Here is a 14035-nt window from a genome sequence, read left to right as displayed (position 1 = left end):
AAAGCCTTCCCCTTGGGGGCGCTCGACGTCCGGGGTTGCTACTCGTCCGGGGGACGAGTGCTTAGCAACGACCGGAGTGGAACGTAGACCGTCGGTCCAGCGCGGACCGAAGCGGAGCGTAGACAAGGTGGCACGAAGTGCCGGATGAGGGGCATGGAGTAAAAATATGAGAAAAAACAGTATTAAAAATATCCGTATAAACGGTGAAGTACAAAAGGTCATATCTGAGGCAATCAGATACAGCAAGGACCCCAGGATCAGCCCCATGACATCCGTTATGGATGTCGAGGTTGCACCTGACCTTAAGACCTGTAAAGTATGGGTTTCCGTAATGGGCAACGATGAGGACAGACTCCGCACTGAGGAAGGCCTCAAATCCGCTGCCGGCTACATCAGAAGTACAGTAGCCAAGGAACTCAATATGCGTTACACCCCCGAGCTCAGATTCATCATGGATGATTCAATTGAGTATGCCATCAACATGTCGAAGAAAATCGACGAAGTTGCAGCAAAGGACGCAGCTGCAAAGGCAGCAAGGGGAGAAGTGGACGAAGAACCCACAGAGGAAGAATAATAGATGAGAATAGACGAACTCGTAAAGGACGCCAAAACCATTGGAATCGGTGGGCATATTCGCCCCGACGGAGATTGTGTTGGCTCTACAATGGCATTATATCTCTATTTAAAAAAGAATTATCCGGATCTCAAGGTGGACGTTTTTCTTGAAAAGATTCCCGAGAGCTATAAGATAATCGAAGCTACTGCTGAGGTTAAATCGGACTTTAAGACTGACGTCGACAGCTATGATATTTTCTTTGCCCTCGACTGTGGAAAAGAAAGACTCGGAGATGCTGAGAAATTCTTTGATGCCGCAAAAAAGACAGTTAATATAGACCATCATGTCAGCAATGAAGGCACAGGTGATGAGAATTATATTGTTCCCACAGCCAGTTCAGCATGTGAGCTTGTTTATGATTGCATTGATAAGGACAAGCTTGACGCTGAGATAGCCAAGGCTATCTACATGGGAATAATTACAGATACCGGGGTATTCAAGTATTCAAACACATCACCCGCTACCATGCAGGTAGCTTCGGATCTCATAGGCTATGGTTTTGATTTTGGAAGCCTTATAGATTCTGTATTCTATGAGAAGACCTATGTTCAGAACCAGATAATGGGACGAGCACTTCTTGAGAGCATGCTTTTCATGCACGGAGACTGCATCGTGAGTGTGGTATCCAGACAAACGATGGACTTTTATCACGCTGAATCCAGTGATCTCGACGGAATAGTCAGCCAGCTCCTTCTGACAACAGGTACGGAGTGTGCAATTTTCATGTATGAGATCGGAAGCCTTGAGTACAAAGTCAGCCTTCGCTCCAAGGGAAAAGTGAATGTTGCAAAGATCGCAGAGCTTTTTGGCGGTGGCGGACATTCAAGAGCTGCGGGCTGTACCATGAACGGAACCCAGCATGATATAATAAACTCACTTTCAGAGTATATTGAGAGAGATTTGAAGGGCGTTCTCGCTGCAAAATAAATATATGAGGGTCATATGTACAACGGACTAATTAACGTATACAAGGAGGCTGGCTATACATCTAGTGATGTGGTGGCACGCCTCCGTGGCATTTTAAAGATGAAAAAGATCGGACATACAGGGACTCTGGATCCGGATGCGGTCGGAGTCCTTGTTATTTGTCTGGGAAACGGGACAAAGCTCTGTGACATGCTCACGGATCACGACAAGGAATATATCGCCGTCTGCAGACTTGGAGTGACGACAGACACTCAGGACATGTCTGGAAGAGTACTTTCAGAGAATGAAGTCAATGTCACAAGCGAGCAGCTGCACGAAGCGGTTAAACGCTTTGTGGGTGAGTATGACCAGATTCCGCCCATGTATTCCGCGATTAAGATAAATGGCAAGAAACTCTATGAGCTTGCAAGACAGGGCAAGGAAGTCGAGAGAAAGCCAAGAAGAATCAAAATCGAGGCTATAACAATTCTCGATGAATCTCATCTTCAGGATGAGCACGTTTTCACAATGGAGGTTAAGTGTTCAAAGGGCACCTATATCAGAACCCTTTGCAATGATATAGGCGAGGCTTTGGGCTGCGGCGCAGCCATGGAACATCTCACAAGAACAGCTGTAGGAAGCTTTCATCTCGAGACTGCGCACACCCTTGATCAGATCGAGCAGCTTCGCGATGAGGGAAAAGTGGATACGATAGTTGCCTCCACTGAGAGCCTTTTCAGAGACCTTGACTATTGTATTGTTAAGGATAGCTTCAGGCGTATGCTTGAAAACGGCAACAGCTTCAAGGTGGAGAACCTTGTAAGTGAAGCTCCCGAGGATGAGCAGGATTTTGTAGAACCCGAAAAGCTCTATGCTGACGGCACCAGAGTGAGGGTATACGCTGAGGACGGCACATTCTTTGGCATTTACAAATGCGACGGCAGAACCGGCCAGTTCAAGGTGGAGAAGTTTTTCTATACGGAGAGGTAAAAATGCGGATAATATCCGGAACCACACAATTTAATATAGAGGATAAAACCGCAGTAGCCATCGGTAAATTTGACGGAGTCCACATGGGGCATCAGAAGCTCCTTAAACATATCCTTGATAAGAAAGATCAGGGTATGAAGGCGACAATCTTTACCTTTGATCCGCCGCCGGCTGTATTTTTCTCACAGCTTATGGCAAAAAGCGAGAATGAAAAAAAGGATATCATTTTATCCCAGCTTCTCACTAAGGATGAAAAGAGACGTAAATTCGAGGAGCTTGGCGTAGATATTCTTGTGGAATTTCCGATGAATGCGGAGACAGCACGGACGGCACCGGAGGACTTTGTCAGAAAAATCCTTCATGAGCAGATGAATGCAGCCTACCTTGCAGCAGGAGATGACTTATCCTACGGATATAAGGGAAGAGGCGATTTTGCGCTTTTAAATAAGCTTGCACCTGAACTCGGCTACAGAACTCACGCCATAAAAAAGCTTCAGATGTTCGGAAGGAATGTTAGCTCAAGCTTTATAAAAGAGGAAATACTTCAGGCTGAGATGGAGCGCGCATCTGAGCTTCTGGGAGAATACTACTATGTGGGAGGCCTTGTCGAACATGGCAAAAAGCTTGGCAGAACAATTGGCTTTCCTACGGTAAATCTGCTGCCGCCTTCTGAAAAGTGCCTGCCACCTTTTGGGGTATATTTTTCGGAAGTCAGAATTGATGGCAGAAAATATCATGGAATGACCAACATCGGACTTAGGCCGACGGTTTCCGACAGCGGACAGGTGAGCGTTGAAACTTATATCTATGATTTCGACGAAGATATTTATGGAAAATATTTAGAGATTGCTCTTTTGACTTTCCATAGAAAAGAACAGAAATTTTCAGGTGTTGAGGCCTTAAAGGGGCAGCTTCGGCTTGACCTTGACGCTGGAAGAAATTTCTTCGATTATGAATGACGATGGTCTTCACTTTACATTTATTGCTCACTGTGTTAAAATCAATTGGTTTCTCGCATGAGGAACAGTAACGTTATTACCGATACTCGGAGGTAGGATACTCCAGCCGCTTCTGTGTATTCGGCACATTGTAATTAAAGGAGAATGAAACATGATTACAAAGGAAAAGAAGACAGAGGTTATCAATCAGTACGCTAGAACAGCTGGCGACACAGGTTCACCGGAGGTTCAGGTTGCTATTCTTACAACCAGAATCAAGGAGCTCAACGAGCACCTTAACACACATCCGAAGGATCACCACTCAAGAAGAGGTCTTCTTAAGATGGTAGGTAGAAGACGTGCTCTTCTTGCATACCTTAAGAAGAAGGATCTTGAGAAGTATCGTAAGCTTATTGCTGATCTTGGACTCAGAAAATAATTTCCGATGGGAGAATAGGGCGGGGATGCCGATTAGAAATAGTCGGCTTGTTCCGCCTTGTTTCTTTTATTAAGGTAATAACTATTAAGTTTACATATTTTAATGCGCCCGAGGATGGCGCGAGAAGGAGAAAAACATGAAAACATTTTCAACAGAACTTGCAGGAAGAACTCTTACAATTGAGATCGGCAAGGTAGGAAAACAGGCTAACGGATGCGCATTCATGAAGTACGGCGATACAACCGTTCTTTGTACAGCAACAGCTTCCGACAAGCCCAGAGACGGAATTGATTTCTTCCCTCTCAGCGTAGAGTACGGTGAGAAATTCTATTCTATCGGTAAGTTCCCCGGAGGATTCAATAAGCGCGAGGGAAAGCCTTCTGAGAATGCTATTCTCACAAGCCGTGTTATTGACAGACCTATGCGTCCTCTTTTCCCTAAGGACTACCGCAACGATGTAACAATTGAGACTATGGTTATGTCTGTAGATACACAGTGCAGACCTGAGCTTGTGGCTATGATCGGTGCATCTGTAGCTGTTTCTATTTCAGATATTCCTTTCGATGGCCCCTGCGCTATGACACAGGTTGGACTTATCGATGGCGAGTTCGTTATCAACCCTTCACAGGAGCAGTGGGATAAGGGCGATATGCGCCTTACAGTTGCTTCAGTAGGCCAGAAGGTTATCATGATCGAGGCAGGTTGTAACGAGGTTCCCGAGGATAAGATGAAGGAAGCTATTTACCTTGCACATGATGTAAACCTTAAGCTCATCGAGTTCATCAAGGGCATCGTTGCAGAGGTTGGTAAGCCGAAGCACGAGTATGCAAGCTGTGCAGTACCGGAAGAGCTTTTCGCAGCAATCAAGGAAGTAGTTCCTCAGGAAGAGATGGAGAACGCTGTATTCACAGATGAGAAGCAGAAGCGTGAGGCTAACATCGCTGAGATCACAGCTCGTCTTGAAGAGAAGTTCGCTGACAACGAGGAGTGGCTTGCTATCCTTGGAGAGGCTATTTACCAGTATGAGAAGAAGACAGTTCGTAAGATGATCCTCAAGGATCACAAGCGTCCTGACGGAAGAGCACTTGATCAGATCCGTCCTCTTGCAGCAGAGATTGATCTTATTCCGAGAGTACACGGAAGTGCTATGTTCACACGTGGACAGACTCAGATCTGTGACGTTACAACTCTTGCTCCTCTTTCAGAGATGCAGAAGGTTGAGGGACTTGATCCTTTCGTAACAGGTAAGAGATACATTCACCAGTACAATTTCCCTGCTTATTCAGTAGGTGAGACAAAGGTTTCAAGAGGACCCGGACGTCGTGAGATTGGTCACGGCGCACTTGCAGAGAGAGCACTTCTCCCTGTACTTCCTTCAGAGGAAGAGTTCCCTTACGCAATCCGCTGCGTATCAGAGACCTTTGAGTCTAACGGATCAACATCAATGGCTTCCACATGTGCATCATGTATGTCACTTATGGCAGCAGGTGTTCCGATCAAGAAGATGGTTGCAGGTATCAGCTGCGGTCTTGTAACAGGCGATACAGATGACGATTTCGTAGTACTTACAGATATCCAGGGTCTTGAGGACTTCTTCGGAGACATGGACTTCAAGGTAACAGGTACTAAGGAAGGTATCACAGCTATCCAGATGGATATCAAGATCCACGGTCTTACAAAGGATATCGTAACTCAGGCTATTTCACAGTGCCGCGAAGCTCGTCTCTTCATCATGGATGAGTGCATGAGCAAGGCTATCGCTGAGCCTCGTAAGGAAGTTAGCCAGTATGCTCCCAAGATCATCTCTATCGAGATCGATCCTGATAAGATTGGTGATGTTGTTGGTCAGAGAGGTAAGACAATCAACGAGATCATCGACCGCACAGGCGTTAAGATCGACATCACAGATGATGGTAAGGTAAGCATCTGCGGTGAAGATAAGGGTAAGATGCAGCAGGCTATTGATATGATCAATATCATTACAACAGATTTCGAGAAGGGCCAGATCTTCACAGGAAAAGTTGTAAGCATCAAGGAATTCGGCGCATTCGTTGAGTTTGCACCCGGCAAAGAGGGTATGGTACACATCAGCAAGATCGCTAACGAGCGTATCGATCACGTTGAGGATGTTCTTACTCTTGGCGATGAGGTTAAGGTTGTATGCCTTGGCAAGGATCGTATGGGCAGAATCAGCTTCTCAATGAAGGATGTTGCACAGAAATAATCAAAAGCAGATTTGCTGCGATAAATACAAAATAAGAAGAACTGAGAAAGTGACCTTGAATCATTTTCTCAGTTTTTTTAATATGGAAAAAACTCATTTTATCAAAAAATTATAATGTTTTGATACTATTTCATGATAAACTAATAGGGTAGGAAAGATTTACCTACTATTTCTAATTTTTCCGGAGGATACAAATATGGGAAGAATTTTTCTAATAGTGCTTGATAGCTTTGGTGTCGGAGAAGAGCCCGATGCTGCAGAGTACGGAGATTTTGATGTAAATACAATAAGGTCATGCGCTACCAGCAAGTATTTCAGCATGCCTAATATGGGAGCGATGGGACTTTTCAATATTGATGGAGTTGACTGTGTGCCTTCCGTTCCCAATCCCACAGCAGCTTATGGCAAATGCCAGGAGGCAAGTAAGGATAAAGATACAACGACAGGTCACTGGGAAATCGCAGGTGTGATATCACCCAAACCCATGCCGAAATTCCCCGACGGATTCCCGCAGGAGTTCCTGGATGCATTCAGTAAGCGCGTCGGAAGAGGAGTTATCTGTAATAAGCCTTACTCAGGCACTCAGGTAATCAATGATTATGGCGATGAACATGTAAAGACAGGAAATCTTATCGTCTATACATCTGCAGACAGTGTGTTCCAGATTGCAGCACATGAGGACATAGTTCCGCTGGAGACCCTCTATGAGTATTGCCATATTGCAAGAGAAATGCTTCAGGGAGACCTTGGCGTGGGACGTGTAATTGCAAGACCTTTCGTCGGTACAAGCGGTAATTATACAAGAACTCCTCACAGACACGATTATTCACTTGAGCCTCCGAAGACAACCATGCTTGACCAGCTCAAGGCAGCAGGCAAGGATGTTCTGGGCGTTGGTAAGATAAGAGACATATTTGAAGGAAAAGGCCTTACGGAGTATGTTTTCTCCGAGAGCAATGCCGATGGAATCGAAAAGACACTCGCATATATGGACAGGGATTTCGACGGACTCTGCTTTGTGAATCTGGTAGATTTCGATATGCTTTACGGACACAGAAGAGATATCGACGGCTACGCAAAGGCGCTTAATTACTTTGATAACAAGCTTCCCGAGATGGTCGCTAAGCTTCGCGATGATGACATCATTATGATGACAGCTGACCATGGCTGTGATCCCGCATACCAGAAGACCACGGATCATACCAGGGAATACATACCTTTCATTATGTATGGCAAGAATGTAACACCGAAGAACCTCGGAACCAGAAGTACTTTCGCTGATATAGGAGCCACTGTTCTTGACTACTTTGGAATTAAACCGGAGTTTGAAGGAACATCAATGCTATAAAACGTATATTTAGGAGGAAGAAGTATGAAAAAACTAGGGGTAAAATCAATTGTAGCTATTGGTATCGGTGCGGCACTTTTCTTTGTGCTCGGAAGATTCGTTGCAATCCCGAGTCCTGTGCCCAACACTAACATTTCAATCCAGTATGGTCTGCTTGCATTTATAGCCGCTGTTTTCGGACCGATTCCGGGAGCTCTCGCAGGCCTTATCGGACACTTCTTTATCGACTTCAGTTACGGCTGGGGAGTATGGTGGAGCTGGGTTATCGCTTCAGCGGTATTTGGCTGCCTCATGGGAATCGTAACAATGAAACTGAAGATAGATGAGGGTGAGTTCGGTACAAAGGGTATTATCACTTTTAACGTAGGTCAGGCTATTGCACATGCTATTTCATGGATAGTTGTTGCACCGATCCTGGACATCCTTATGTTCCAGGAACCTGCAAATAAGGTATTCGTTCAGGGTGTGACCGGTGCTATCATAAACATTATTACAACTGCCATTGTTGGAACAATTCTTTGCATAGCTTATTCTAAGGCAATCCCGAAGAAGGGCAGCCTTACGGAAGAAAACTGATTATAATATGAGCGAATATATACTGGAATTTAAGAATCTTGGATTTAAATATAGGGCGCAGGCTAAGCCTACGCTCTATAATATTGACCTCAAAATTAAAAGGGGTGAAAAGCTGCTTATAGCGGGGCCTTCCGGTTGCGGTAAGTCCACTCTGGGAAGTCTTATAAACGGTCTTATTCCGTCGTCTTATAAGGGCGATATAACCGGATCCCTTTTGATCAACGGTAAAGATTCAAAGGAAATGTCAATCTTTGATATCTCACATATCGTGGGAACTGTTCTTCAGGACAGTGATGCCCAGTTTGTAGGGATGACTGTTGCGGAAGATTTGGCTTTTGCTCTTGAGAATGACTGCGTTCTTCTACCGGATATGAGAAAGAGAGTGGATGAAGTTGCGACAACTCTGAATCTAAAGGACTTTCTGCTTCACGCGCCCGGGGAGCTTTCCGGTGGGCAGAAGCAGAGAGTATCCGTCGGAGGAGTTCTTGCCAGCGATGTGGATCTCTTTTTGTTTGATGAGCCTCTCGCAAATCTTGATCCCAAGACGGGAAAACAGGCAATTGAACTTATCGATGAGCTTCAAAAAAAGACAGGTGCTGCGGTTATCATAATTGAGCACCGTCTTGAGGATGTCCTTCACAGAAGTGTTGACAGAATTGTTCTGATGCAGGAGGGACATATAGTTGCAGATGAAAGTCCTGATGAGCTTCTTTCAAAAGGGCTTCTTGCCGAATGTGGTGTAAGAGAGCCTCTGTATCTTACTGCTCTTAAATATGCAGGCGTGAGTATAGAGAGCAAAATGCGACCTTCTTCAATAGAAAATCTTATTCTTTCCGATACTGACAAAGCTCAGCTAAGGAAGTTTATGAAGGAGGTTCACAAGGATAAAAAGTCTTTATCTAAAGAAAAGCTCCTTGAAACAAAGGGTCTTTCTTTTACTTATGAAAAGATGAAAAAACGGGCCCTTGATAATATTTCCACTGCTGTTTCGAAGGGTGAAATGGTGGCAATCGTCGGGACCAACGGCGCCGGAAAATCCACCTTTTCCAAGGTTGTCTGCGGAATGGAAAACGAAGATGAAGGGCAGATATTCTTTGAAGGCAGTGACTTTTCTGCACTGTCTATCAAGGAGAGAGCGGCCTATGTGGGCTATGTAATGCAGAACCCGAATCAGATGATCTCCAAGGTCATGATCATGGACGAAGTCGCTATGGGCTTAAGGCTCAGGGGAGTCCCGGAGGAAGAGGTTCAGGAAAAGGTCACAAAAGCGCTCAAAATCTGCGGTCTCTATACGATGAGAAACTGGCCTATATCAGCGCTTAGCTATGGACAAAAGAAGCGAGTTACCATTTGCTCCATTCTTGTGCTTGAGCCCAAGGTGCTTATTCTCGATGAACCCACTGCAGGACAGGACTACAGGCATTACACCAAAATCATGGAGTTTTTGAGACAGCTGAATCAGCAGGGAATCACGATAATCATGATAACTCATGATATGCATCTTATGCTGGAATATGCTGACAGAGGCATAGTCTTTTCCGGCGGGAAGATAATCGCGGATAAAACCTGTGCAGAGATTCTGACTGATTCTGAAATTGTCGACAGGGCAAGCCTTAAAGAGACCAGTCTTTACGATCTGGCAAATTTGTGCGGTATTGAAGATGCTGCCACCTTTGTTCAGGACTTTATCGACTATGAGCGAGAGAATGTGAGAGGATTATGCGATGAATAATCTTTTTAATTATATAGAAAGAGAGTCTCCGATTCATGAGCTTACAGGGGCTACCAAGCTGGTGTGTCTTCTTTTGTGGAGCCTTGCCGCCATGACTACATATGACACGAGACTTCTTGCTGTTATGTCGGTTTTGGGAGTCGCGCTTTTCCCTGTAGGCAGGATAAAACTTAAGGATGTAACCTTTATGCTTGTATTTACACTGGTTTATCTTGCATTGAGTACAACGTTGGTTTATCTGTTTTCGCCTCGCCACGGCTGCGGAGTTTACGGCAGTACAACCCTTCTCTTTGGACTTTCGGGATACTTCGCACCAACCGCTGAGCAGCTGTTTTTTCAGCTCAATTACATTCTGAAGTACTTTGCGACGATACCCTTTGTGCTGCTGTTTGTCTGCACCACGAACCCCAGTGAATTTGCGGCATCGCTTAATAAGATAGGAGTTCCGTATTCCGTTGCTTATTCAGTGGCGCTGGCACTTCGCTACATACCGGACATACAGAAACAGTATCACGAGATCAGTCAGGCATCTCAGGCCAGAGGGATAGAGCTTAGTAAAAAAGCGTCGCTTATAAGCAGGCTTAAGTCGGCTTCTTCAATTCTTATACCGCTGGTATTAAGCAGTATGGACAGAATCGAGGTCATAGCAAATGCCATGGAGCTTCGCTGCTTTGGGAAAAACAAAAAGCGAACCTGGTATATGGAGAGAAAATTCAGATGGTTAGACTACCTTTGCATCGTCGTATGTGCAGTGCTTTTTGTGGCATCGATTACACTTACGCACATAAACGGCAGCAGGTTCTATAACCCGTTTTTATAGAGAAAATACAAATAGATTAAGTCAGTAATTGACTTTACGCGCACCTTTCCTTAAAATAGGTTGGGTGCGCATTTTTATAGGTGAGATATTTTTTGATGAGCGCACGGCAGATATTTTGTAAGTAATAGTAATTTTTGCGTTTTTTTGAAAGGTTTTAAAATGAGTAACAACCAGATCACAGAAGAGATAAATAAGAGACGTACCTTTGCAATCATTTCCCACCCCGATGCAGGTAAGACCACACTTACAGAGAAATTCCTTCTCTACGGCGGAGCCATCAATCTCGCAGGATCCGTAAAGGGTAAGGCTACAGCAAGGCACGCCGTTTCAGACTGGATGGAGATTGAGAAACAGAGAGGTATTTCGGTTACATCCTCAGTTCTTCAGTTTAACTTTGAGGACTGCTGTATCAATATCCTTGATACACCCGGACACCAGGATTTCTCAGAGGATACTTACAGAACACTTATGGCTGCTGATTCCGCAGTCATGGTCATCGATGCAAGTAAGGGTGTTGAGCCACAGACCAAGAAACTTTTCAAAGTCTGCACCATGAGACATATTCCGATCTTTACATTTATAAATAAGCTCGACAGAGATGCGATGGATACATACGAGCTTCTTGATGATATCGAAGACCACCTTGGAATTGCTACATGCCCGATGAATCTTCCTATCGGATCAGGTAAGAACTTCAAGGGAATCTATGACAGAGCGGAGAAACATGTCGTAACTTTCCAGGATACAATGAAGGGAACAAAGGAAGGTACAGAGACCATAATCCCTATGGAAGACAGGGATCAGCTTGTTTCCACAATAGGTGAGGAAGCTCTTGAGAATCTTGAGGGTGAGATCGAGCTTATGGACGGTGCAGGTGCTGAATTTAATCTTGAAGAGGTCAGAGCAGGTAAGCTTACTCCCGTGTTCTTCGGTTCTGCGCTTCAGAACTTCGGTGTTGAGCTCTTCCTTCACAACTTCCTTCAGATGGCTACACCTCCGAGTGGAAGAACTGATTCAGAGGGAGAGGTTATCGACCCTAAGGAGCACGAATTTACTGCTTTTGTTTTCAAAATCCAGGCCAACATGAACAAGGCACACAGAGACAGAGTTGCCTTCATGAGAATATGCTCCGGACGCTACGATGCGGACAAGGAAGTTAAGCATGTTCAGTCAGGAAAAGTGTTCAGACTTTCACAGCCTCAGCAGCTTATGGCCGATGAACGTAAGATTTTAAGTGAGGCCTATGCAGGTGATATAATGGGTGTATTCGATCCCGGTATCTTTTCAATCGGTGACACGGTATGCATGCCCAAGGATTCCGTAACCTATGAGGGAATCCCGACCTTCGCACCCGAGCACTTTGCAAGGGTTCGTCAGGTTGATACCATGAAGAGAAAACAGTTCGTCAAGGGTATCGAACAGATTGCGCAGGAAGGTGCTATCCAGATTTTCCAGGAATTCAACATGGGAATGGAGGAAATCATCGTAGGCGTTGTCGGCGTACTTCAGTTTGACGTACTTAAATTCAGACTTGAGAACGAATATAATGTCGAAATTATCCTGGATATGTTACCATATGAGTATATACGTTGGGTTGATAACGAGGATGTCGACATGAATTCACTTGTGGGCACCTCTGATATGAAGAAGATAAAGGATATGAACGGAAGACCGCTTCTTATCTTTATCAACGAGTGGAGTCCCCAGATGGTTCTCGACAGAAACAAAGGATTATCGCTTAGCGAGTTTAGGAAAAACTAATGAGAAGAGACAGATGTTTTAAAAACTTAATAGGGAAAGCATCTGTCTTTTTTGCATCTGTTTTTATGGCGGCATTTCTGACAGGATGTAATGATTCGGTTACTGACTTTTTTAAGGCCAACAATCTTATTAATTCCGATGATGAGATTTTGGTGGGAGAAGAAGTAGCAGCAGAATCTGAACCTGCAGCCGCGGAGGCAGAAGCTTCAGATGCCCCTACAACCGACGCTTCTGTAGATTCCGTTGAAGTCTCTAATAACGATGCCTCCCATTCGGGTACATTTGATCCCGATAAGGTTAACCAGGCTATCGATGATCTCATCACTCAGATTGAGAAGGAGACTGGAAGAACAGGACGCCGCAAGGATGTTGAGGAAACCGACGAGGAGCAGGGGAAGGACGCGACAACCTATTTTAGTGACTCCTTCCAGCAGGCGCAAAGAGAATCCCTCGGTTTATCTGTAGTTGATATAGAGGATTTAAAGAAGGCTCAGCAGGGCAACTACGCCTATGAACATCTGACAAAGGAAGGACAGACCTTATACGTCGAGCTTCTTAGAATTATTGAGAGACGCGCCGAGGACGTAGTTGTATCGACACTTGATGAAGAGGTTCTCGATGTGGTATGTCAGTTTGTACTTGCCGATCACCCCGAGCTTTTCTATATGGACGGTTATACCTACACGCGCTATACGGTAGCAGGAGTTCTGAAGAAGATATCGTTTACCGGCAATTATATTTACAGCGATGAGGAGATTGATTCACGTCAGGCCAAAATCGATGCCTACGTGGATACATGCCTGGCAGGAGCTCCGCAGGATGCTGATGATTATGAGAAGGTCAAGTATGTCTATGATTATCTTATAACCAATACTGAATACGACGCGAGTGCGCCGGATAACCAGAATATCTGCTCGGTATTTTTATATGGAAAATCGGTGTGCCAGGGCTATGCCAAAGCTACGCAGTATATCCTTAACAAACTTGGGGTTCCTACCACGATGGTCACAGGTAAGGTGAACGGTGTCGGCCATGCGTGGAATCTTGTATATGCTGACGGAGAGTACACCTACGTCGATACGACCTGGGGAGATTCCTCTTATCAGAAATTTGAGAGCGGAGGAGCTGATTCGCAAAAACTTCCGCTGATCAACTACACCTATTTGTGCTGCACAACTCAGGATATCAGTAAGACACATACCATATCCGAGACGCTTCCAATGCCGGATTGCACTTCAATGCGCAACAATTATTACGTAAGGGAAGGTGAGTACTTTACGGAAAATGACATGACTGCGCTGGGGAATCTTTTCTCAAGAAGATACGCCGACGGAAGTAACAATGTCACGATAAAATGCAGTACAAGAGCCGTATACGACGAATTCATAAGAAGGCTCATAACCGATCAGCAGGTATTCGGATATATGGAGGGCTCAAACAATACAGTTTCATATACGACCTTTGATGAACAATACATTCTTATAATCTGGTTATATTAAAACTTCGTACTTTAAAATGTTGATGAAAATTGCATTTTGGGTACGAAGTTTCTTTTTGCAAATATAGATATTACCTTGCTTAGAGCGTTCCCCGGTGGTAAAATTGTATCGTTCGGTTTTTTATGATTATCTACATGTTTTCATACATTCGTAAGGACCGGGTAACTATATAAACACCAAGGAGGA

Annotated in this window: 12 protein-coding genes; all 12 read left to right on the top strand. The window is 44.7% G+C overall.

Annotated elements, in window-relative coordinates:
- The first annotated feature begins 166 nt into the window (after positions 1–166).
- A complete protein-coding gene (gene rbfA / locus G596_RS0111265) occupies positions 167–574 on the top strand; it encodes a 30S ribosome-binding factor RbfA (protein WP_022761953.1) in 408 nt (135 codons plus the stop codon).
- Positions 575–577: 3 nt separating this feature from the next.
- Positions 578–1543, top strand: a complete 966-nt coding sequence (locus tag G596_RS0111260) for a DHH family phosphoesterase (protein ID WP_022761952.1) — start codon at positions 578–580, stop codon at positions 1541–1543.
- Positions 1544–1558: 15 nt separating this feature from the next.
- Positions 1559–2512: a tRNA pseudouridine(55) synthase TruB gene (gene truB, locus G596_RS0111255; protein WP_022761951.1), complete on the top strand. Its 954-nt coding sequence runs from the start codon at positions 1559–1561 to the stop codon at positions 2510–2512.
- Positions 2513–2514: 2 nt separating this feature from the next.
- Positions 2515–3471 carry a riboflavin biosynthesis protein RibF gene (ribF, locus tag G596_RS0111250; protein ID WP_022761950.1) on the top strand — a complete coding sequence of 319 codons (957 nt, stop codon included), beginning with the start codon at positions 2515–2517 and terminating at the stop codon, positions 3469–3471.
- A 151-nt stretch (positions 3472–3622) separates the two neighbouring features.
- Positions 3623–3889: a 30S ribosomal protein S15 gene (gene rpsO / locus G596_RS0111245; RefSeq protein WP_022761949.1), complete on the top strand. Its 267-nt coding sequence runs from the start codon at positions 3623–3625 to the stop codon at positions 3887–3889.
- Between the two features lie 136 nt (positions 3890–4025).
- Positions 4026–6113 carry a polyribonucleotide nucleotidyltransferase gene (locus G596_RS0111240; RefSeq protein WP_022761948.1) on the top strand — a complete coding sequence of 696 codons (2088 nt, stop codon included), beginning with the start codon at positions 4026–4028 and terminating at the stop codon, positions 6111–6113.
- A 196-nt stretch (positions 6114–6309) separates the two neighbouring features.
- Complete coding sequence (locus G596_RS0111235) at positions 6310–7461, top strand: phosphopentomutase (RefSeq protein WP_022761947.1); 1152 nt, start codon at positions 6310–6312, stop codon at positions 7459–7461.
- 24 nt (positions 7462–7485) lie between these two features.
- Positions 7486–8037 (top strand): ECF-type riboflavin transporter substrate-binding protein, encoded by a 552-nt coding sequence (locus G596_RS0111230; RefSeq protein WP_022761946.1) that lies wholly within the window; start codon positions 7486–7488, stop codon positions 8035–8037.
- 7 nt (positions 8038–8044) lie between these two features.
- The gene (locus G596_RS0111225; protein ID WP_022761945.1) at positions 8045–9769 is read left to right on the top strand and encodes an ABC transporter ATP-binding protein; all 1725 of its coding nucleotides are present in this window, start codon (positions 8045–8047) and stop codon (positions 9767–9769) included.
- Positions 9762–10589, top strand: coding sequence for an energy-coupling factor transporter transmembrane component T family protein (locus tag G596_RS0111220; RefSeq protein WP_022761944.1), 828 nt, complete (start codon positions 9762–9764; stop codon positions 10587–10589). Before G596_RS0111225 ends, G596_RS0111220 begins: the two co-directional genes overlap by 8 nt.
- A 159-nt stretch (positions 10590–10748) precedes the next feature.
- Positions 10749–12350 (top strand): peptide chain release factor 3, encoded by a 1602-nt coding sequence (locus tag G596_RS0111215; protein WP_022761943.1) that lies wholly within the window; start codon positions 10749–10751, stop codon positions 12348–12350.
- The gene (locus G596_RS23835; RefSeq protein WP_022761942.1) at positions 12350–13849 is read left to right on the top strand and encodes a transglutaminase domain-containing protein; all 1500 of its coding nucleotides are present in this window, start codon (positions 12350–12352) and stop codon (positions 13847–13849) included. The genes G596_RS0111215 and G596_RS23835 overlap by 1 nt, the downstream gene beginning before the upstream one ends.
- Positions 13850–14035 lie beyond the last annotated feature (186 nt).

The organism is Butyrivibrio sp. AD3002 (assembly GCF_000420905.1).
Taxonomy (GTDB): Bacteria; Bacillota; Clostridia; order Lachnospirales; family Lachnospiraceae; genus Butyrivibrio.
This window is presented reverse-complemented; position numbering and strand designations above follow the sequence as displayed.